The 18,996-nt window shown below is 53.3% G+C and carries 22 protein-coding genes; 17 read left to right on the top strand and 5 right to left on the bottom strand.

Going from position 1 to position 18,996, the window contains the following annotated elements:
- Positions 1 to 91: 91 nt before the first annotated feature.
- Positions 92 to 670 (top strand): nucleotide exchange factor GrpE, encoded by a 579-nt coding sequence (gene grpE / locus PAT9B_RS15045; protein ID WP_013510136.1) that lies wholly within the window; start codon positions 92 to 94, stop codon positions 668 to 670.
- Positions 671 to 715: 45 nt separating this feature from the next.
- On the opposite strand, the gene ung is transcribed toward grpE, so the two are convergent.
- A complete protein-coding gene (gene ung / locus PAT9B_RS15040) occupies positions 716 to 1,393 on the bottom strand; it encodes a uracil-DNA glycosylase (RefSeq protein ID WP_013510135.1) in 678 nt (225 codons plus the stop codon).
- A gap of 266 nt (positions 1,394 to 1,659) precedes the next feature.
- On the opposite strand from ung, the gene grcA reads away from it, so the two are divergent.
- Positions 1,660 to 2,043 carry an autonomous glycyl radical cofactor GrcA gene (gene grcA, locus PAT9B_RS15035; protein ID WP_013510134.1) on the top strand — a complete coding sequence of 128 codons (384 nt, stop codon included), beginning with the start codon at positions 1,660 to 1,662 and terminating at the stop codon, positions 2,041 to 2,043.
- Between the two features lie 207 nt (positions 2,044 to 2,250).
- On the opposite strand, the gene srmB is transcribed toward grcA, so the two are convergent.
- Positions 2,251 to 3,579: an ATP-dependent RNA helicase SrmB gene (gene srmB / locus PAT9B_RS15030; RefSeq protein ID WP_013510133.1), complete on the bottom strand. Its 1,329-nt coding sequence runs from the start codon at positions 3,577 to 3,579 to the stop codon at positions 2,251 to 2,253.
- Between the two features lie 157 nt (positions 3,580 to 3,736).
- On the opposite strand from srmB, the gene PAT9B_RS15025 reads away from it, so the two are divergent.
- Positions 3,737 to 4,486 (top strand): tRNA1(Val) (adenine(37)-N6)-methyltransferase, encoded by a 750-nt coding sequence (locus tag PAT9B_RS15025; protein ID WP_013510132.1) that lies wholly within the window; start codon positions 3,737 to 3,739, stop codon positions 4,484 to 4,486.
- Here the strand turns inward: PAT9B_RS15025 and nadB are convergent.
- Positions 4,471 to 6,090: an L-aspartate oxidase gene (gene nadB, locus PAT9B_RS15020; protein WP_013510131.1), complete on the bottom strand. Its 1,620-nt coding sequence runs from the start codon at positions 6,088 to 6,090 to the stop codon at positions 4,471 to 4,473. The genes PAT9B_RS15025 and nadB overlap by 16 nt on opposite strands.
- Positions 6,091 to 6,334: 244 nt before the next feature.
- Between nadB and PAT9B_RS30960 the strand changes: the two genes are divergently transcribed.
- The 12 genes from PAT9B_RS30960 (at position 6,335) to acpS (ending at position 15,856) form a co-directional block, all read left to right on the top strand.
- On the top strand, positions 6,335 to 6,505 hold the full coding sequence (locus PAT9B_RS30960) for a hypothetical protein (protein WP_190274637.1): 171 nt from the start codon (positions 6,335 to 6,337) through the stop codon (positions 6,503 to 6,505).
- 29 nt (positions 6,506 to 6,534) lie between these two features.
- Positions 6,535 to 7,113, top strand: a complete 579-nt coding sequence (rpoE, locus tag PAT9B_RS15015) for an RNA polymerase sigma factor RpoE (protein WP_013510130.1) — start codon at positions 6,535 to 6,537, stop codon at positions 7,111 to 7,113.
- A 27-nt stretch (positions 7,114 to 7,140) separates the two neighbouring features.
- A complete protein-coding gene (gene rseA, locus PAT9B_RS15010) occupies positions 7,141 to 7,797 on the top strand; it encodes an anti-sigma-E factor RseA (protein ID WP_013510129.1) in 657 nt (218 codons plus the stop codon).
- Complete coding sequence (gene rseB, locus PAT9B_RS15005) at positions 7,797 to 8,753, top strand: sigma-E factor regulatory protein RseB (protein WP_013510128.1); 957 nt, start codon at positions 7,797 to 7,799, stop codon at positions 8,751 to 8,753. The genes rseA and rseB overlap by 1 nt, the downstream gene beginning before the upstream one ends.
- Positions 8,750 to 9,214, top strand: coding sequence for a SoxR-reducing system protein RseC (gene rseC, locus PAT9B_RS15000; protein ID WP_013510127.1), 465 nt, complete (start codon positions 8,750 to 8,752; stop codon positions 9,212 to 9,214). The genes rseB and rseC overlap by 4 nt, the downstream gene beginning before the upstream one ends.
- A 217-nt stretch (positions 9,215 to 9,431) precedes the next feature.
- Positions 9,432 to 11,231, top strand: a complete 1,800-nt coding sequence (lepA, locus tag PAT9B_RS14995; RefSeq protein ID WP_013510126.1) for a translation elongation factor 4 — start codon at positions 9,432 to 9,434, stop codon at positions 11,229 to 11,231.
- A 9-nt stretch (positions 11,232 to 11,240) separates the two neighbouring features.
- Complete coding sequence (gene lepB, locus PAT9B_RS14990; protein ID WP_013510125.1) at positions 11,241 to 12,212, top strand: signal peptidase I; 972 nt, start codon at positions 11,241 to 11,243, stop codon at positions 12,210 to 12,212.
- 109 nt (positions 12,213 to 12,321) lie between these two features.
- Positions 12,322 to 13,002 (top strand): ribonuclease III, encoded by a 681-nt coding sequence (rnc, locus tag PAT9B_RS14985; RefSeq protein ID WP_013510124.1) that lies wholly within the window; start codon positions 12,322 to 12,324, stop codon positions 13,000 to 13,002.
- Between the two features lie 45 nt (positions 13,003 to 13,047).
- Positions 13,048 to 13,953, top strand: a complete 906-nt coding sequence (gene era / locus PAT9B_RS14980) for a GTPase Era (protein ID WP_013510123.1) — start codon at positions 13,048 to 13,050, stop codon at positions 13,951 to 13,953.
- A 3-nt stretch (positions 13,954 to 13,956) separates the two neighbouring features.
- Complete coding sequence (recO, locus tag PAT9B_RS14975; RefSeq protein ID WP_013510122.1) at positions 13,957 to 14,685, top strand: DNA repair protein RecO; 729 nt, start codon at positions 13,957 to 13,959, stop codon at positions 14,683 to 14,685.
- A gap of 59 nt (positions 14,686 to 14,744) precedes the next feature.
- Complete coding sequence (pdxJ, locus tag PAT9B_RS14970) at positions 14,745 to 15,476, top strand: pyridoxine 5'-phosphate synthase (RefSeq protein ID WP_013510121.1); 732 nt, start codon at positions 14,745 to 14,747, stop codon at positions 15,474 to 15,476.
- A complete protein-coding gene (gene acpS / locus PAT9B_RS14965; RefSeq protein WP_013510120.1) occupies positions 15,476 to 15,856 on the top strand; it encodes a holo-ACP synthase in 381 nt (126 codons plus the stop codon). The genes pdxJ and acpS overlap by 1 nt, the downstream gene beginning before the upstream one ends.
- Here the strand turns inward: acpS and PAT9B_RS14960 are convergent.
- On the bottom strand, positions 15,853 to 16,101 hold the full coding sequence (locus tag PAT9B_RS14960) for a YfhL family 4Fe-4S dicluster ferredoxin (RefSeq protein ID WP_013510119.1): 249 nt from the start codon (positions 16,099 to 16,101) through the stop codon (positions 15,853 to 15,855). The genes acpS and PAT9B_RS14960 overlap by 4 nt on opposite strands.
- A 281-nt stretch (positions 16,102 to 16,382) precedes the next feature.
- On the opposite strand from PAT9B_RS14960, the gene PAT9B_RS14955 reads away from it, so the two are divergent.
- Positions 16,383 to 17,243, top strand: coding sequence for a glycosyltransferase family A protein (locus PAT9B_RS14955; protein WP_013510118.1), 861 nt, complete (start codon positions 16,383 to 16,385; stop codon positions 17,241 to 17,243).
- A gap of 63 nt (positions 17,244 to 17,306) precedes the next feature.
- Here PAT9B_RS14955 and PAT9B_RS14950 read toward each other — a convergent pair whose 3' ends face one another.
- Positions 17,307 to 18,146, bottom strand: a complete 840-nt coding sequence (locus tag PAT9B_RS14950) for a MurR/RpiR family transcriptional regulator (protein WP_013510117.1) — start codon at positions 18,144 to 18,146, stop codon at positions 17,307 to 17,309.
- A 199-nt stretch (positions 18,147 to 18,345) separates the two neighbouring features.
- Between PAT9B_RS14950 and yfhb the strand changes: the two genes are divergently transcribed.
- Positions 18,346 to 18,984: a phosphatidylglycerophosphatase C gene (yfhb, locus tag PAT9B_RS14945; protein WP_013510116.1), complete on the top strand. Its 639-nt coding sequence runs from the start codon at positions 18,346 to 18,348 to the stop codon at positions 18,982 to 18,984.
- Positions 18,985 to 18,996 lie beyond the last annotated feature (12 nt).

The raw sequence follows: 18,996 nt of genomic DNA, 5'->3' as shown, positions 1-18,996 counted from the left end.
CCAGGCAATGTGAAGGGTTCCCTTGAAACCGTCAAACTGATCCCCATAATAAGCGAACAGCGAGATGAATGTGCAAAACGCGGAGAAATTCATGAGTAGTAAAGAACAGAACACCCCAAACGAGCAAGTCTCAGACGAAATTCAACAGGATCAACAGCACGTGGACGCAGAGACGGCAACTGAGGTGGATCCGCGTGATGAGCGTATCGCGCAACTGGAGGCTGAGTTAGCCCAGTCACAGTCAGGCGTGCGTGATGCACAGCTGCGTGCGCAGGCGGAAATTGAGAACATCCGCCGTCGTACTGAAATGGATGTGGAAAAGGCGCATAAGTTTGCGCTGGAAAAATTTGCCAACGAGCTGCTGCCGGTGATTGATAGCCTGGAGCGTGCGCTGGAAGTGGCTGACAAAGAGAATTCTGAGCTGGCCTCGATGATTGAAGGCATCGAACTGACACTGAAATCCCTGCTGGGTGCGGTGCGTAAGTTTGGTGTTGAGGTGGTGGGCGAGACCAATGTCCCGTTCAACCCGGATGTGCATCAGGCAATGTCGATGATGGAGTCCGAAGACGTTGCACCGAATCACGTGATGATGGTGATGCAGCGTGGTTACACGCTGAATGGTCGCCTGCTGCGCCCGGCCATGGTTGCTGTGGCAAAAGCGAAAAGCTGATTCGTCGCATAATAAAAACGGCCGCCTGATGCGGCCGTTTTTATTTCACGGTAGCACCGGCGTCCAGTCGATAGGCGCTTGCCCGGCCTGGCCCAGCAAGGCGTTGGCCTGTGAAAAATGTTTGCTACCGAAAAAGCCGCGGTGCGCGGAAAGCGGCGAAGGATGTGGTGCTTTCAACACGTGATGGCGCTGGCGATCGATGATGCTGCCTTTCTTCTGCGCATGGGATCCCCACAGCAGAAAAATCACCCCTTCACGATGCTGATTGATCGCACTGATCACGTTGTCGGTAAAGGTTTCCCAGCCAAAACGCGCATGCGAATGGGCCTGGCCCGCCTGCACCGTTAATACGGTGTTCAACAGCATTACCCCCTGCTTTGCCCAGCTCTCCAAAAATCCATGCTGTGGCCGCACAAACCCGGGAATATCCTGTTCCAGCTCCTTATACATATTCAGCAGCGAGGGCGGGATAGCGACGCCAGGCAGCACGGAAAAAGCCAGTCCATGAGCCTGGTTTGGGCCGTGATAAGGGTCCTGACCCAGGATCACCACTTTAATATCGCCCAGTTCGGTCAGACGAAAGGCATTGAAGACATCTTTTTGCGGCGGATAGACCGTGACGCCCGCCGCGCGCTCGTTGGCGACCGCTTTCAGCGTCTCCACAAAGTAAGGTTTCTCTTTCTCTTCAGCCAGCACATCGTGCCAGGTCAGCTTCTCGGTCATCATTGACTCCCTGCCAAAAAATTGCGCCTAGCTTAACGCGTCCTGGCGGCGAGCTGAAGGTCAAAAAAATTTGAGAATTTACAAAATAAATTTAATTGGGAAAATTATTTTAAATCAATTTATTAGAGTGGGTGGTCGCCAGTGTGCCCGGCTGAAATTGATGCAGGTCAAAACGGCTGGTTTGTTGCAGTGATATACCTGAGCATCACAAAATTTCGCTAACTACGCTGTTCGCCTGCGGCAGCGCCAGGCTCAGGAGGCCATCTATGATTACCGGTATTCAAATTACTAAAACCAACAATCCGCAGTTACTGAATTCATTCTGGCTGCTGGACGATGAGAAATCGGAAGCACGTTGTCTGTGTGCAAAAGGTGATTTTGCTGAAGATCAGGTCGTTGCCATCAGCGATCTCGGCGAAATTGCTTACCGCGAAATCCCGCTGGAGCAGAAACCTGAGGTGCGTATTGAAGGCGGCCAGCATCTGAACGTTAACGTGTTGCGTCGTGAAACGCTGGAAGATGCCGTGAAGCATCCGGAAAATTACCCACAGCTGACCATTCGCGTCTCCGGTTATGCGGTGCGTTTCAACGCACTGACCCCGGAACAACAACGTGACGTGATCACCCGTACTTTCACTGAAAGCCTGTAATTCGGCTTTTTGTATTACTGACGAAAAGACACACAGCAATTCAGGCCGCACCGGTGTATGCCGGGGCGGCCTTTTTGTGTTCATCAATGATCAAGATGGCTGGCTTTATCTCAGCTGACGGCAGAAAAGATCTGGAATGGCTTTTTTGGGCGGTAAGGGATAAAAAAATCGCCTCAAATGAGGCGACTTTATCGTCAGGGCGCTGATTTATTCCGCATTCTGTTCCGGTGTGCCGGAACCGCTTGCTTTGCGGCGTTTGCCAATGTTTTTGGTATCGCGGTGACGTTTCTTCACACGCGGTTTCTCAGCTTCTTTCTCTTTCTGCTCTTTACGCTTCGCAAGCACCTTTTTCGACGGTTTGCCTGTCACTTTAGCGCTGGGTGCGCGTGACTCCGGGCGCAACTCATCAATAGTGCGTGATTTCAACGGCTCATTAATGTAGCGGCTGATTTTGCCCAGCAGCACATGATCATGCGCTTCAACCAGTGACAGTGCGATGCCTTTGCGTCCGGCACGCGCGGTACGTCCGATACGGTGCAGATAGATATCCGCGGTACGCGGCATGTCGTAGTTGAACACGTGGCTGACATCTTCGATATCGATGCCGCGAGCCGCAACATCGGTTGCGACTAATACGTTAACGCGGCCATCATTCAGGCGTTTCAGAGCCTCGTTACGTTTGGCCTGCACCATTTCGCCTTCAAGATAGCTACAACGGATTCCGGCTTCGTGCAGCCAGGTGACCAGCTCATGCAGGCGCTCACGTTTGCGGACAAACACAATCGAGCGGGTGACTTCCGGCTGTTTCAGCAAATGTACCAACAGCTTGGTTTTATGCTCAAGATCGTCGGCACGGTAATACCACTGCTGGATTTTCTTACGCTCGCGCTGGCTGGGATCCGCTTCGACGGCAACCGGGTCGTTCAGCAGGCGCTCAGCGAAGTCTTTAATGTTGTCGCCTTCCAGCGTGGCAGAGAACAGCAGAGTCTGCTTACGCCAGCGGGTTTCGCCTGCGATGGTCTCGATATCCTGGGCAAATCCCATGTCGAGCATACGGTCGGCTTCATCGAGGATCAGGGTTTCAACCGCACGGCAATCAAAGTTTTCTTCTTTGATGTATTGCAGCAGGCGGCCAGTGGTCGCTACCACGATATCCTGATTTTCGCTGAATACCTCAGCGTGGTTCATGTAGGCAACGCCGCCAGTGATGGTGGCGATATCCAGATGCGTATGTTTCGCTAACTCACGCGCATGATCGGCAACCTGCATCGCCAGTTCACGCGTGGGTGTTAAAATTAAAATGCGCGGCGGGCCTGATTTTTTACGAGGAAAATCGATCAGGTGCTGCATAGCCGGCAGCAGATAGGCTGCGGTTTTCCCCGTTCCGGTCGGTGCTGAACCCAGTACGTCACGGCCCTCCAGCGCGGCAGGGATGGCCTCAGCCTGGATGGCTGTCGGGCGCGTGAAGCCTTTTTCCTGCAGGGCATCCAGCAGGCTTTCGTCGAGTTCGAGTTCGGAGAATGTGGTTACGGTCATGGTCTACCTCAGTTTGGGGCGCTGATTATAGACAGAACAAACATAATCTTCATCTGTTTGTGTGCCAATGTCGCCATGCCAGGAGATGTTTTCCCTGCTATGTCACGTTACACTGAAGCTCTGCCATTGGGCAGATTTTGTTGAGTGGTTGCAGAGAATGACAGAAACGACGCCGCATCCGCGGCCTCAGTTACAAAAAAATGGTTTTACCTTTAAGCGATTTTTTATTGCCCACGATCGCTGTGCCATGAAAGTCGGCACCGATGGTATTTTGTTGGGTGCGTGGGCACCGGTGGCGGGGGTGCGACGCGTACTGGATATCGGTAGCGGCAGCGGTTTGATTGCCCTGATGATTGCCCAGCGTACCGCGGATGAGGTGCAAATTGATGCGGTGGAGCTGGATGCTGACGCTGCACAGCAGGCGCAGGAGAATGTGCAGGCCTCCCCCTGGGCCGCGCGGGTAACCCTCCATCAGGCCGATATTGCCCAATGGGCGGATGCCTGCGAACAACGTTACTCATTGATTGTCAGCAATCCCCCTTATTTTGCCCCAGGCGTAGCATGCGCCACGCCGCAACGGGCTACCGCGCGATCTACGGATACGCTCGATCATCAGACCTTGCTGCGCTGTGCTGCGCAGTTAATTGAAGAAGAAGGCTTTTTTTGCGTGGTGCTGCCGGAGTCACTCGGCCAAAGCATGATTGAACAGGCACAGCAGGACGGCTGGCATCTGCGTTTTCGCTATGACGTTGCTGAATATGCCCACCGACCGCCCCATCGGGTGTTGTTGGGCTTCTCCCCCTCGGCCGGGGAACAACTGATGGAGCGGTTGGCCATCCGCGATGAAAGCACACAATACTCGGAGGATTGGTGCAGTCTGACGCGGGATTTCTACTTGTTCATGTAGTGGGGCGGTGCCAGAACGGTAGGTAGCGCTTCTGCCAGCAAGTTCGGGTAGTCCGGTGTGTAATGTAAACCGCGGCTCTCTTTGCGATCCAGTGCACAGCGCACCATCAGTTCAGCGACCTGCACCAGGTTGCGCAGTTCCAACAGATTGTTGGACAGGCGGAAATGCGCGTAGTACTCATCAATTTCCTGTTGCAGCAGGTTGATGCGGCGCAACGCGCGTTCCAGCCGTTTCGTGGTGCGCACAATGCCCATGTAATCCCACATAAACAGCCGCAGCTCATGCCAGTTATGTTGAATCACTACGCGTTCATCGGCATCGTCAACGCGGCTTTCATCCCACGCCGGCAACTGATCAACCTGTTGTATCGTCGGCAGACGACGCATCACATCTTCGGCGGCAGACCAGCCATACACCAGACACTCTAACAGGGAATTCGAAGCCATACGGTTAGCGCCGTGCAGGCCGGTATAGCTCACTTCACCAATGGCATACAGGCCATCGACATCGGTGCGCCCCTGTTGATCAACCATCACGCCGCCGCAGGTGTAGTGGGCAGCCGGAACGATCGGGATCGGCTCTTTGGTCAGATCAAGGCCAAACGTCAGCAACTTTTCATAGATCATCGGGAAGTGAGCGCGAACGAAACTGGCCGGTTGATGGCTGATGTCGAGATACATGCAATCGACGCCCAGACGTTTCATTTCGTGGTCAATGGCACGCGCGACGATATCGCGCGGTGCCAGTTCGGCGCGCGGATCAAAGTCCGGCATAAAGCGCGTCCCGTCTGGGCGCAGCAGCCATGCGCCTTCGCCGCGTAACGCTTCGGTGAGCAGGAAATTTTGTGCCTGCGGATGGAAAAGGCAGGTAGGGTGGAATTGATTGAACTCCAGATTCGCCACCCGGCAACCGGCACGCCATGCCATGGCAATGCCGTCCCCGGACGCGACATCCGGGTTAGTGGTATATTGATACACTTTGGCCGCGCCACCTGTGGCGAGGATCACCGCCCGTGCCCGACAGGTTTCAACCTGCTCGCGGTTACGGTTCCAGATCCATGCGCCCACCACGCGCCGTGGCCCCGGCACGCCAATTTTATCGGATAGAATCAGATCAACGGCGTTGGTACGCTCAAGAATGCGGATGTTGGGATGGCTAAGGGCCTGGCTGACCAGCGTGGTTTCCACCGCGCGGCCGGTTGCATCGGCGCTGTGCAAAATACGGCGATGGCTGTGGCCGCCTTCACGTGTCAGGTGGTAGCGGGTTTCGCCATCACCCTGCGGCTCTTTGTCGAACGCCACGCCATTATCAATCAGCCATTGCACGCAGTCGCGCGCATTGCTGGCGATGAAACGGACGGTGTCGCGATCGCATAACCCCGCTCCGGCAATCAGCGTATCCTCCACATGCGATTCAATGCTGTCGGTTTCATCAAACACCGCCGCAATGCCGCCTTGGGCATAAAACGTTGAACCTTCATTCACCTGGGCTTTGCTCAGGACCGTAACCTGAAAATGCGGTGCCAGGCGTAACGCCAGCGACAGGCCAGCAGCGCCGCTGCCGACGATAAGGACATCGCACTGATAATCGGGTAGGGAAGTCATAATGTTTAATTTACTAAACAAAAGGTCCCCCGAGCATAAGCCCGGATGCGGCAGCTGTGAAGTATTTTAAACAGATTTCGTCGATGAATTCAGCGATTCACGGCGATAATAGCGCGATTTCAGTAAGTTATGTCTGAAAATAACCTTTACGTGTTTTTTATACCAAACTTACTGAAAATTCAGGTAATAAAGATGAAAATCATGGCGTCATGGGTTACTCTGCCAGCGATTATCGGTGCCGAATATGACGCTGCCAGCGCGGCAAGTCGCTACACTGAAAGACAATCAACAACAAAAACGTCTGGGTTCCGGTACGGAAAATTTTCAGGTCGTGGTGAACTTCATGCCAGAATATGACTCTAAGCGCATGCTTGCTCAGAACAATGAGATGTGCTGGCAGTTCATTTACGCATAAAAAAAGAGTTTGGGGAGACATTACCTCGGATGAGCGAGCAGTTAACGGATCAGGTTCTCGTTGAACGGGTTCAGAAGGGAGATCAAAAGTCATTTAACTTACTGGTGGTTCGATACCAGCATAAAGTGGCGAGCCTGGTTTCACGGTATGTCCCATCGGGCGATGTGCCAGATGTGGTACAGGAGTCTTTTATCAAAGCGTATCGCGCACTGGAATCGTTCCGTGGCGACAGCGCGTTTTACACATGGCTGTACCGTATTGCGGTAAATACAGCAAAAAATTATCTGGTGGCTCAGGGGCGCCGTCCGCCGACCAGCGATGTTGACGCAATTGATGCGGAAAACTTCGAAAGTGCGGGGGCATTAAAAGAAATTTCGAACCCTGAGAACTTAATGTTGTCTGACGAACTGAAACAAATTGTTTTTCGTACCATTGAGGCGCTACCTGAGGATCTTCGTATGGCAATCACCCTCAGAGAACTTGATGGGTTAAGTTACGAAGAGATTGCCGCCATCATGGATTGCCCGGTCGGTACGGTACGTTCTCGTATCTTCCGTGCACGAGAGGCTATTGATAATAAAGTTCAACCGCTTATCCAACGTCAGTGATAACGGCTACTGGAAGGGTACCAAAGCATGCAGAAAGAAAAACTTTCCGCTTTAATGGATGGTGAAACTTTAGATAACGAGCTTTTGGCGTCGTTATCCAGGGATGCAAATCTGCAAAAAAGCTGGGAAAGCTACCATCTGATCCGCGACACCCTGCGGGGCGATGTGGGTGAAGTGCTGCATTTTGATATCTCCGCGCGCGTGGCGGCAGCCATCGAAAATGAGCCGGTACGTAAAGTGACTTCGCTGATCCCTGAAGCACAGCCCGAACCGGTGCGCTGGAAGAAAATGCCGTTCTGGCGCAAGTCCGGTTCCTGGACAGCGCAACTGGCGCAGGTTGGCGTAGCGGCCTGTGTCTCGCTGGCGGTGATTGTCGGTGTTCAACATTACAACCAGCCAGCAGGTAGCAGCGCAACAGAAGCGTCCGATTCGCCCGTGTTCAATACGCTGCCGATGATGGGCAAGGCTTCGCCGGTAAGTCTCGGTGTGCCGTCTGATGCGTTTGATACCAACAGTTCAAACCAGCAGGTGCAGGAACAGCGTCGTCGCATCAATGCGATGCTGCAAGATTATGAGCTGCAACGTCGTCTGCATGCTGATCAGGTTCAGTTTGAGAAGAACGATCCGCAACAGGCGCAAGCGAATGTTCCCGGTAATCAGTCGTTAGGAATTCAGCAGCAGTAATGAAGCAGCTTTGGTGTGCCGTTAGCCTGCTGGCAGGCAGCCTGCTTTATACATCTACCGCCCCGGCGCAGACCTCTGCGTCCGGGGCGTTGTTACAGCAGATGGAGCAGGCAAGCCAGTCCCTCAATTACGAATTCGCTTACATCAATGTCTCACGTCTGGGCATTGAATCTTTGCGTTATCGTCATGCGGTGATCGATAACCGTATCTTTGCTCAGTTATTGCAGATGGACGGTCCGCGTCGTGAAGTGATTCAGCGTGGCAACGATATCAGCTACTTCGAACCGGGTCTTGATCCGTTCTCGCTGCCCGGCAACCACATTATCGATGCGTTGCCGCCGCTGATGTTTGCCGACTTCACCCGCCTGAGCAATGCCTATGATTTCATTCCGGTGGGGCGTTCACGTATTGCCGATCAGCTGTGTGAAGTGGTTCGTATCGTCTCCCGTGACGGCTCGCGTTACAGCTATGTGGTGTGGCTGGATGTCGATACTAAATTGCCACTACGTATCGACTTGCTGGATCGCGACGGCGAAACGCTGGAGCAGTTCCGTGTCATCAGTTTTGCTGTTGATGAAGGCGTGCGTAATCTGATGCAGGGGCTGGAGAAAGCCAATCTGCCACCCACCCTGTCGTTACCGGCTGGCGATAAAGTTCAGCTCAACTGGCAGCCGACATGGCTTCCGGCGGGGATGACGTTGATCTCGCAGAGTCGCCGTGATATCCCGGCAATGAGCAAAACCGTTGAATCCCGTCTCTATAGCGATGGTCTGTTCAGTTTTGCGATAAATGTAACGCCCGCAGATAAAAGCAGTGTTGCGCAGACATTGCGCACTGGGCGTCGCACGGTGCAGACTGAAGTGCGCAATAATAACGAGATTACCGTGGTGGGTGAGATTCCACCGACCACAGCAAAACGTATTGCGGACAGCATTGATTCGGGATCAGCAAAATGATGAGAGAATGGGCCACCGTGGTGGCGTGGAAAGAGGGTATCGCGACGCTGCATACAGAAGCGAAAACCTCCTGTAACAGTTGCTCGGCGCGTAAAGGTTGCGGCAGCCATATGCTGAATAAGCTGGGGCCAAAAAATGCGCATGTGATGCAAATCGCCAGCCCGGAACCGTTGCAGCCTGGTCAGCGTATCGAGCTGGGCATTCGTGAAAGCAGTTTGTTGGGTTCAGCGTTGTTGGTTTATATGACGCCACTGTTTGGCCTGTTTCTGGTCGCGGGCCTGTTTCAAATGCTGTTCCACAGCGATCTGGCTTCCGCCTGTGGTGCGTTACTGGGCGGCGTGGGTGGCTTCATTGTGGCGAAGGGCGTTTCTGCGGTGTTCGGTGAACGCGAGGCTTTTCAGCCAGTGATTCTCAACGTTGCTTTGCCGCCTGATGCGATGCGGGTGGAAACTGAAGTTTGATTCTTGCCGGGCCGCGTCGAACGCGGTCTTTATCACGGCGTTTAGCCGCTGAAATCTGTTGCGATTCCCCGCAGTTCCATTCTTTAACGCAAGGCGTTAACAGTGTAATATGCGTCGTCATTAATGAGGCTGACAGGGTTCCAGGTAAAACTCCATTTCCTGAATGTGTCTGTGCTCAAGTATTCAACTGATATTATAAGTGAAGATATTCATATAAATGAAGCACATACGAAATTTCTCTATCATCGCTCATATCGACCACGGCAAATCGACGCTGTCAGACCGTTTGATCCAAATTTGTGGTGGCCTGAGCGATCGTGAGATGGCGGCGCAGGTTCTGGATTCGATGGATCTGGAGCGTGAACGCGGCATTACTATTAAAGCGCAGAGCGTAACGCTCGATTACAAAGCGCTGAACGGTGAAACTTACCAGCTCAATTTTATCGACACTCCCGGACACGTGGACTTCTCCTATGAAGTATCGCGCTCTCTGGCGGCCTGTGAAGGGGCGTTGCTGGTGGTCGATGCAGGTCAGGGCGTAGAAGCACAGACGCTGGCGAACTGCTATACCGCCATGGAAATGGATCTGGAAGTCGTACCGGTACTGAACAAGATCGACCTGCCTGCGGCTGATCCGGAACGTGTCGCGGAAGAGATTGAAGACATCGTCGGTATTGATGCGGTCGATGCCGTTCGTTGCTCCGCCAAGACCGGTGTCGGTGTCCCGGATGTGCTGGAGCGTCTGGTGCGTGACATTCCGCCGCCGGAAGGTGATCCGGAAGGGCCATTGCAGGCGCTGATCATCGACTCGTGGTTTGATAACTATCTCGGCGTGGTGTCGCTGATCCGTATTAAAAACGGTACGTTGCGCAAAGGCGATAAAGTTAAAGTGATGAGCACCGGTCAGGTGTACAACGCCGATCGCCTGGGGATTTTCACCCCTAAACAAGTTGATCGTACTGAGCTGAAATGCGGCGAGGTAGGCTGGCTGGTGTGCGCCATTAAAGATATTCTCGGCGCGCCCGTGGGCGATACCCTGACGCTGCAACGCAACCCGGCAGATAAAGCGCTGCCAGGCTTTAAAAAAGTGAAGCCGCAGGTGTATGCCGGTCTGTTCCCGGTCAGCTCTGATGATTATGAAGCCTTCCGCGATGCGCTGGGCAAACTGAGCCTGAACGATGCATCGTTGTTTTACGAGCCGGAAAGCTCCACTGCGCTGGGCTTCGGCTTCCGCTGTGGCTTCCTCGGCCTGCTGCATATGGAGATCATCCAGGAACGTCTGGAACGTGAATACGATCTCGATCTGATCACCACCGCACCGACCGTGGTGTATGAAGTGGAAACCACAGATGGCGAAGTAGTGTACGTTGACAGCCCGTCTAAGCTGCCGCCGCTGAATAATATTGAAGAACTGCGCGAACCGATCGCCGAGTGTCATATGCTGCTGCCGCAGGAGTTTCTCGGCAACGTCATTACGCTCTGTATTGAGAAGCGTGGTGTTCAGACAAATATGGTTTACCACGGCAACCAGGTTGCGCTGACTTACGAAATTCCGATGGCGGAAGTGGTTCTCGACTTCTTTGACCGTCTGAAATCGACGTCGCGTGGCTATGCTTCATTGGATTATAACTTCAAACGTTTCCAGGCCTCTGACATGGTGCGTGTCGACGTGCTGATCAACGCAGAACGTGTCGATGCGCTGGCGCTGATTACTCACCGTGATAACTCGCAATATCGTGGCCGCGAGCTGGTGGAAAAGATGAAAGATCTGATCCCCCGCCAGCAGTTCGATATCGCGATTCAGGCAGCAATTGGCAACCACATTATCGCTCGCTCAACGGTCAAACAGCTGCGTAAAAACGTTCTGGCGAAATGCTATGGCGGTGACGTTAGCCGTAAGAAAAAACTGTTGCAGAAGCAGAAGGAAGGTAAGAAGCGAATGAAGCAGGTCGGTAACGTTGAGCTGCCGCAGGAAGCATTCCTTGCCATTCTGCATGTCGGTAAAGACAGCAAATAAGGAACCTCAATGGCTAATATGTTCGCCCTGATTCTGGCGATCGCCACCCTGGTAACGGGTGTTATCTGGTGTATTGATCGTTTTAAATGGGCACCGGCGCGTCGCGCGAAACAGGCTGCTGCACAAGCGCAGGCTGGCAATACGCTGGACAGCAAAACGCTGGCGAAAGTCTCTGCACAACCGGGTTGGGTGGAAACCGCCGCCTCGGTTTTCCCGGTGCTGGCGGTGGTCTTTATCGTGCGTTCATTCGTTTACGAGCCGTTCCAGATCCCGTCGGGTTCGATGATGCCCACCTTGTTGATTGGTGATTTCATCCTCGTGGAAAAATTTGCCTACGGCCTGAAAGACCCGATTACGCAAACGACGCTGATCCCCACGGGGCATCCGCAGCGTGGCGATATCGCGGTATTCAAATACCCGAAAGATCCCAGCATGGATTACATCAAGCGGGTTATTGGTTTGCCGGGTGACAAAGTGGTTTATGATCCCTATAGCAAAACCCTGACGGTCAATCCGGGTTGTGGTAATGGCAAATGCGACACCGCGCTGCCGATCACCTATACCAATATTGAGCCAAGCAGCTTTATTCAGACCTTCAGCGGCTTTGATGGTAATGAAACCGGCAATGGTTTCTTCCAGGTCCCTCAGGGTGAAACCATGCGTGGTGGCTTACGCCTCGGTACACGTAAAGAAACGCTGGGCAGCGTGACGCACGATATTCTGCTGGTTAACGAAGCGCAGAGTCAGGCGAGCATGTACTACCAGCAGCCAGGCCAGCCTCAGTCGAGCTGGATTGTGCCGCAGGGGCAGTATTTCATGATGGGTGATAACCGTGATAACAGTGCCGACAGTCGCTACTGGGGCTTTGTGCCCGAGAGAAATCTGGTCGGTAAAGCGGTTGCTATCTGGATGAGCTTTGAGAAACAAGAAGGACAGTGGCCAACTGGCGTGCGCTTAAGTCGCATTGGCGGTATTCACTGATAAACGGTTGGCTCCCTGCGGGGAGCCACTGCACACGAAACGGAACGTGTTGGAACCTCAGCCCTGTTTCGTATGCAGAGTGACAGACGCACAGAAGAACTGGAATCGCATGAACCCCATCCTCATTAACAAGCTGCAGCGCAAACTGGGCTACACTTTTACTCATCCGGAATTGCTGCAACAGGCTCTGACTCACCGCAGTGCCAGCAGTAAACACAACGAGCGTCTCGAATTTCTTGGCGATTCAATTCTCAGCTATGTGATTGCCAATGCGCTTTATCACCGCTTTCCGCGGGTTGATGAAGGCGACATGAGTCGCATGCGTGCTACGCTAGTACGTGGTAACACGCTGGCTGAAATGGCGCGTGAATTCGACCTTGGCGAATGCTTACGTCTGGGGCCGGGTGAACTGAAAAGCGGCGGTTTCCGCCGCGAATCGATTCTTGCTGATACCGTGGAAGCGCTGATTGGCGGCATCTTCCTCGACAGCAATATTCAAAACGTCGAAAAGCTGATTCTCGACTGGTATCAAACGCGACTGGAACAAATCAGTCCGGGTGATAAACAAAAAGATCCGAAAACGCGCCTGCAGGAGTTTTTGCAGGGACGTCATCTGCCGCTGCCCTCGTATCTGGTGGTGCAGGTGCGTGGGGAAGCCCACGATCAGGAATTTACCATTCACTGTCAGGTGAGTGGCATGGCTGAACCGGTGGTGGGCGTAGGCTCCAGCCGCCGTAAAGCAGAACAGGCCGCCGCCGAACAGGCGCTGATTAAACTCGGCCTCGAATAGTCACATCGCAGCACCCTGACCGGTGCTGATTAAGTCAGGACTCGAATGAGCGAACACGAAACTTATTGCGGCTTTGTCGCGATTGTTGGCCGACCGAACGTCGGCAAATCCACCTTGCTGAACCAGTTACTGGGGCAGAAGGTGTCGATCACCTCACGCAAGCCGCAAACCACGCGTCACCGCATTATGGGTATCCATACTGAAGGGCCATATCAGGCTATCTACGTGGACACACCCGGACTGCACATGGAAGAGAAACGGGCGATTAACCGCCTGATGAACCGTGCTGCCAGCAGTTCCATCGGTGACGTTGAACTGGTTATTTTCGTGGTTGACGGCACGCGCTGGACGCCAGATGACGAAATGGTGCTGAACAAGCTGCGTGACGGCAAAGTGCCGGTGGTGCTGGCGGTAAACAAGGTGGATAACATCCAGGATAAAAGCATCCTGCTGCCGCATCTCCAGTTCCTTGGTCAGCAGATGAACTTCACGGATATCGTGCCGATCTCTGCGGAAACGGGTAAAAACGTCGATACTATCGCCGCGATCGTGCGTAAGCGCCTGCCTAAAGCGGAGCACCACTTCCCGGAAGAGTACATCACCGACCGTTCACAGCGCTTTATGGCTTCCGAGATCATCCGTGAAAAACTGATGCGTTTCCTCGGTGCCGAACTGCCGTATTCCGTCACCGTTGAGATTGAAAAGTTCGAGACTAATGAACGCGGTGGCTATGATATCAGTGGCCTGATTCTGGTCGAACGTGAAGGTCAGAAGAAAATGGTGATTGGCAACAAAGGTGCCAAAATCAAAACCATCGGTATCGAAGCGCGCAGAGATATGGAAGAGATGTTCGAGGCCAAAGTCCACCTTGAGCTGTGGGTGAAGGTCAAATCTGGCTGGGCGGATGACGAACGTGCGCTGCGCAGCTTGGGTTATGTAGACGACCTCTAATCGATGGAAGGCTGGCAACGCGCCTTTGTGCTGCATAGTCGCCCTTACAGCGAAACCAGCCTGCTGCTCGATCTGTTTAGCGAAAGCGAAGGGCGGGTGCGTGTCCTTGCCAAAGGTGCACGTTCGCGTCGTTCGCAACTCAAAGGTGCGTTACAACCTTTCACCCCCTTGCTGGTGCGCTGGGGCGGGCGTGGCGAAGTCAAAACGCTGCGCAACGCTGAAGCGGTCTCGCTGGCGCTCCCTCTGAGTGGTATCACGCTCTACTGCGGCCTGTACGTGAACGAATTGCTGTCACGGGTGCTGGAGCAGGAAATTCCGTTCTCTGATCTTTTCTTTGATTACCTGAATTGTATCCAGGCACTGGCCGCTGCTAGCGGGACACCGGAGCCAGCCTTGCGCCGTTTCGAACTGGCGTTACTTGGCCATCTGGGATACGGCGTCGATTTCCTGCACTGTGCAGGCAGCGGCGAAGAAGTGGATGACGGTATGACCTACAGCTATCGTGAAGAGAAAGGATTTATTGCCAGCCTGGTGGTGAATCAGCGGAGTTTTACCGGCCGCCAACTGCGGGCGCTTTGGGAACGTGATTTCCCTGATGCCGATAGCCTGCGTGCGGCCAAACGCTTTACCAGGATGGCGCTGAAGCCGTATCTGGGTGGCAAACCGCTCAAGAGTCAGGAACTCTTTCGCCAGTTCGTGCCGAAAAAGAAGCCGGATGCGACGCGCGAATGATGCCAGTCCTGCCGCCGCGCGGTACACTGCAAACACACTAAACCTAGTTAAGGATTGTCATGGCTGAGTTGCTGTTAGGGGTCAACATTGACCACATCGCCACTGTTCGTAACGCACGTGGCACGAATTATCCCGATCCGGTGCAGGCCGCATTTATTTCTGAACAAGCTGGCGCGGATGGCATTACCGTGCACCTGCGTGAAGACCGCCGCCATATCACCGATCGTGACGTGCGTATTCTGCGCGATACCATCCAGACGCGCATGAACCTGGAAATGGCGGTGACCGATGAGATGGTTGGCATTGCCTGTGACATCAAACCGCACTTTTGCTGTCTGGTGCCGGAAAAGCGCCAGGAAGTGACCACCGAAGGCGGCCTCGATGTGGCGGGTCAGCAGGATAAAATCAATGCTGCGGTGAAGCTGCTGAGCGAGGCGGGTATTCTGGTGTCATTGTTTATCGATGCCGATCATCGCCAGATCGAAGCGGCCGTGGCGAGCGGTGCACCTTACATTGAAATTCACACCGGTGCCTACGCAGAAGCGCCTGAAGGCCTGGCACGCGATGCGGAGCTGGAGCGTATTCGTAAAGCGGCAACCTTTGCGGCCAGCCTTGGCCTTAAAGTGAATGCGGGCCACGGTCTTACCTACCATAACGTGCTGCCGATTGCAGCGCTGCCGGAAATGCATGAGCTGAATATCGGCCACGCGATTATTGGTCGTGCGGTGATGAGTGGTCTGGCTGAAGCGGTAAAAGAGATGAAGCTGCTGCTGCGGGAAGCGCGCCGTTAATGGCTATTCTCGGGCTGGGCACCGATATTGTTGAGATCGAGCGTATTGCCGGGGTGATTGAGCGTTCCGGCGATCGCCTGGCGCGCCGTGTGTTAAGCGAAGCTGAGTGGCAACAATATCAGACGCACCAGCAGCCGGTGCGTTTTCTGGCGAAGCGCTTTGCGGTGAAAGAAGCGGCGGCAAAAGCGTTTGGCACCGGCATCCGTGGCGGGCTGGCGTTCAACCAGTTTGAAGTCTATAACGATGCGCTGGGCAAACCGGGGCTGCGTTTCTTCCAGCATGCCGCCGATATTGCCAGCCAGCTCGGGGTGCAACATGTGCATGTCACGCTGGCGGATGAACGTCATTACGCCTGTGCCACGGTGATTATCGAAAATTAGTGGTGTAGCACCACAAATTTCTCCCACAGCGCCTCGCGGCTTTCGGGGTGCTGAGGGTCGGGAATGATAGTGTTATCGATCGGGCACACGCTCAGACACGTCGGCACATCATAATGGCCGACACATTCGGTGCAGCGGTCACTATCAATCTGGTAGATGGCATCCCCGAGACTGATGGCCTGATTAGGGCACTCCGGTTCGCACATGTCACAGTTGATGCAACGCTGGGTAATCAGTAAAGCCATGATCGGTTCGGTGTCTGAGGCAAGGTGATTAAAATAAGGCGCGCACCTTACCACAATTCAGTTGCTACCCCAATCTGAAGTCCGGTTTTTCTTCATCCATCTTGCGCTAGCGCAAGACTCTGGCGTGAGGTGATTGAGTAGATTTCCGTGATGGCATCATGAGTTTTTTGGTTTTTCTTTCAGATTAATAATCTCAATTTTTTTTCAGCGTTACTCACGGGGAAACAGAACGGTGTTGAGTTAGTATTTGCGCTATCAAGGATGAGATAGATGGATTGAACATGGATGTTCCGGCTGAATTAATCAGGCAGCGTCATGCTGCTGATAAGTCCCATATTGATTTAAGTTATATTACCCACTTTTATTGTAATCAAGAATCGATTGATTCCGTTGTGTCGCTATTAACAGAGTATGCAACCTATCCCGATGAGTTGTTAGATCGGATTGAGTTTATTATTGTCGATGACGGTTCGCCCATAACTTACGCTATTCCTGAGCTAAATATTAATTTTACCTGGTTGCGTATTACGACGGATATTAAATGGAATCAGGGTGGGGCGCGTAATCTGGGAGTGACCTATGCCAAATCTGATAAAATCTTAATGTCGGATCTCGACCACGCATTTCCGGCTGCCACACTTACCTCGCTGGCGAACGCGGCAAGCCCCGGGCGGTGTTTCTACAAGCTGTACCGCAAGCGTGCCAATGGGCGCTACTATAAAGGCCATGCTAATCTTTTTTTTATGAGTCGCGCGCGTTTCCTGCGTTTTTATGGTTACGACGAAGAGTATTGTGGTCATTACGGCGCAGAAGATTATCGTTTTGTGAAATACCAAAAATATCAGGGTTCACAGCAGCGTTATATGCCAAAAAATGTTTGGTGTTATGAACGCGATCTGGATAGAGATAAAACCTACCACAGTTTAGAACGCGATTTATCAGTGAATACGCCCATTGACTTGCGTAAAAAACAGGAGTGTAGTTATTTCGGTAAGGAGTCTGGCCATAGTCGGCTATTTCTTAATTTTGACTGGATTAAAGTAAAAAGCCATAACCGACAGTCAATCCCGGCACCAAAAATAAGAAAATATTGGCGTCCCTTGTGGTGGTGGCGTTGGTTATGCGCGTATGCCGCACGATAGGAATAATTAAACACCCTACTTGCAGTGACGCGATTAATCGCGCCACTGCATATCCGGTAAGAACTACACCAGTTTTTTCACCAGTTCTTCGCTATGGCGAATATGGCTGGAGGCACGTTCCGGATCGTTCTGTACCAGTGCCATAAACAGCAGATCGGTCAACGCCAGCTGGGCGCTGGTCGAGGAAATCGCCGCACTGCGCGTACTTTGTTCCTCTGCAACGGTATACAGGCAATGGGTAGCGCACTGCTGCAAGGTATTGGGGGTGAACCCGGTAAATGCCAGCACATCAGCACCGGTCTGGGCTGCTTCCTGTGCGGCGAGATTGATTTCGCGCCGTTCGCCGGTATAAGAGATGGCGAGCAATACATCACCCGCGGCCATTGCCTGCACGCTGGCGAGTAGCGCATGCATATCCTGCTCGGCCACCGCGTTGATGCCAATCTTCATCAGTTTCCACGAGAAATCTTTTGCCACCAGACCGGATGCCCCAATGCCGACCAGCAGAATGCGGTTAGCATTTTTCAGTAACTGCAACGTCTGTAACAACATCTCTTCGCTGTTAATATCAAGCGTGGCGCGAATCGCCGATATTTTCTCGGCCAACAGTTTTTCACCCACCACCTTGAGGGGATCATCGCTGAGAATATGGTTGTGCACGGTGATGGCATCGCGATCGGCCAGCGACTCGCTCAGTGCCAGCTTCAATGCTGGAAAGCCTTTATAGCCCAACTTCTGGGCAAATTTGACCACGCTGGACTGGCTGACACCGGATTCTTCCGCCAGTTTTTGCGAACTCAGATGTCGCGCCCGGTCTGGCTGCGACAACAAAAAATCCGCCAGCCGACGCTCGTTAAGCGCCAGGCGCGGATAAAGCTGGCGAATCCGCAGCAATGAACTCATGTCCGATCCTTAATTCAGAACGTAATGCGTTTTTAGTCTGTTGTATGCGGCAGGGAATGTCGCATGACAGACTACCGACCAAGAGAATAAACTATTCAGCAGGCATTGTAGTCATTGGAATTAAAAATGACACTTTTCACCCCATCGCGGATGCTGGCTACACTGTAGGGCATCAACGGCAGAATCTCAGGAGAGTGGTTTGACAAAGGGTACGCAACGACGCGTGGTGTTTTTTGATCTCGACGGCACGCTGCATCAGCAGGATATGTTTGGTACGTTCATGCGCTATCTGCTGAAACATCAGCCGCTGAATCTGCTACTGGTGCTGCCATTGTTGCCGGTGATCGGCGTGGGATTGCTGTGGAAAGGTCGCGCCGCACGCTGGCCGATGAGTTTATTGCTGTGGGCGATCACCTTTGGTCACAGCGAAAAACGCCTGTTGCAGCGTGAAGCGGAGTTTGCCCAGTGGTTTCGTCAACGCGTCACTGCGTTTCCTGTGGTTCAGCAACGATTAAGCGACTATCTCAGCAGCGATGATGCGGATGTCTGGTTAATCACCGGTTCGCCGCAGTCACTGGTGGAGCAGGTCTATTTCGACTCCTCTTTTCTGCCGCGCGTGCAGTTAATCGCCAGCCAGATGAAGCCGGGCCGGGGAGGACGGGTGCTGGCGATGCGCTGCCTGGGGCATGAAAAAGTGGCGCAGCTGGAGGAAAAGATTGGCACGCCGCTGCAGCTGTATAGTGGCTACAGCGACAGCAAGCAGGACAACCCACTGTTGTTCTTTTGTCAGCATCGCTGGCGCGTCACCCCGCGCGGTGATTTGCAACAACTGGAATAACCTTTCGATTCC

It is taken from the genome of Pantoea sp. At-9b, from assembly GCF_000175935.2.
GTDB lineage: Bacteria > Pseudomonadota > Gammaproteobacteria > Enterobacterales > Enterobacteriaceae > Pantoea.
This window is presented reverse-complemented; position numbering and strand designations above follow the sequence as displayed.

Bases quoted from the DNA above. Each gene is read 5' to 3' on its own strand.
- grpE (WP_013510136.1), top strand. From the start codon at position 92: ATGAGTAGTAAAGAACAGAACACCCCAAACGAGCAAGTCTCAGACGAA.
- ung (WP_013510135.1), bottom strand. From the start codon at position 1,393: ATGACCGAGAAGCTGACCTGGCACGATGTGCTGGCTGAAGAGAAAGAG.
- grcA (WP_013510134.1), top strand. From the start codon at position 1,660: ATGATTACCGGTATTCAAATTACTAAAACCAACAATCCGCAGTTACTG.
- srmB (WP_013510133.1), bottom strand. From the start codon at position 3,579: ATGACCGTAACCACATTCTCCGAACTCGAACTCGACGAAAGCCTGCTG.
- PAT9B_RS15025 (WP_013510132.1), top strand. From the start codon at position 3,737: ATGACAGAAACGACGCCGCATCCGCGGCCTCAGTTACAAAAAAATGGT.
- nadB (WP_013510131.1), bottom strand. From the start codon at position 6,090: ATGACTTCCCTACCCGATTATCAGTGCGATGTCCTTATCGTCGGCAGC.
- PAT9B_RS30960 (WP_190274637.1), top strand. From the start codon at position 6,335: ATGACGCTGCCAGCGCGGCAAGTCGCTACACTGAAAGACAATCAACAA.
- rpoE (WP_013510130.1), top strand. From the start codon at position 6,535: ATGAGCGAGCAGTTAACGGATCAGGTTCTCGTTGAACGGGTTCAGAAG.
- rseA (WP_013510129.1), top strand. From the start codon at position 7,141: ATGCAGAAAGAAAAACTTTCCGCTTTAATGGATGGTGAAACTTTAGAT.
- rseB (WP_013510128.1), top strand. From the start codon at position 7,797: ATGAAGCAGCTTTGGTGTGCCGTTAGCCTGCTGGCAGGCAGCCTGCTT.
- rseC (WP_013510127.1), top strand. From the start codon at position 8,750: ATGATGAGAGAATGGGCCACCGTGGTGGCGTGGAAAGAGGGTATCGCG.
- lepA (WP_013510126.1), top strand. From the start codon at position 9,432: ATGAAGCACATACGAAATTTCTCTATCATCGCTCATATCGACCACGGC.
- lepB (WP_013510125.1), top strand. From the start codon at position 11,241: ATGGCTAATATGTTCGCCCTGATTCTGGCGATCGCCACCCTGGTAACG.
- rnc (WP_013510124.1), top strand. From the start codon at position 12,322: ATGAACCCCATCCTCATTAACAAGCTGCAGCGCAAACTGGGCTACACT.
- era (WP_013510123.1), top strand. From the start codon at position 13,048: ATGAGCGAACACGAAACTTATTGCGGCTTTGTCGCGATTGTTGGCCGA.
- recO (WP_013510122.1), top strand. From the start codon at position 13,957: ATGGAAGGCTGGCAACGCGCCTTTGTGCTGCATAGTCGCCCTTACAGC.
- pdxJ (WP_013510121.1), top strand. From the start codon at position 14,745: ATGGCTGAGTTGCTGTTAGGGGTCAACATTGACCACATCGCCACTGTT.
- acpS (WP_013510120.1), top strand. From the start codon at position 15,476: ATGGCTATTCTCGGGCTGGGCACCGATATTGTTGAGATCGAGCGTATT.
- PAT9B_RS14960 (WP_013510119.1), bottom strand. From the start codon at position 16,101: ATGGCTTTACTGATTACCCAGCGTTGCATCAACTGTGACATGTGCGAA.
- PAT9B_RS14955 (WP_013510118.1), top strand. From the start codon at position 16,383: ATGGATGTTCCGGCTGAATTAATCAGGCAGCGTCATGCTGCTGATAAG.
- PAT9B_RS14950 (WP_013510117.1), bottom strand. From the start codon at position 18,146: ATGAGTTCATTGCTGCGGATTCGCCAGCTTTATCCGCGCCTGGCGCTT.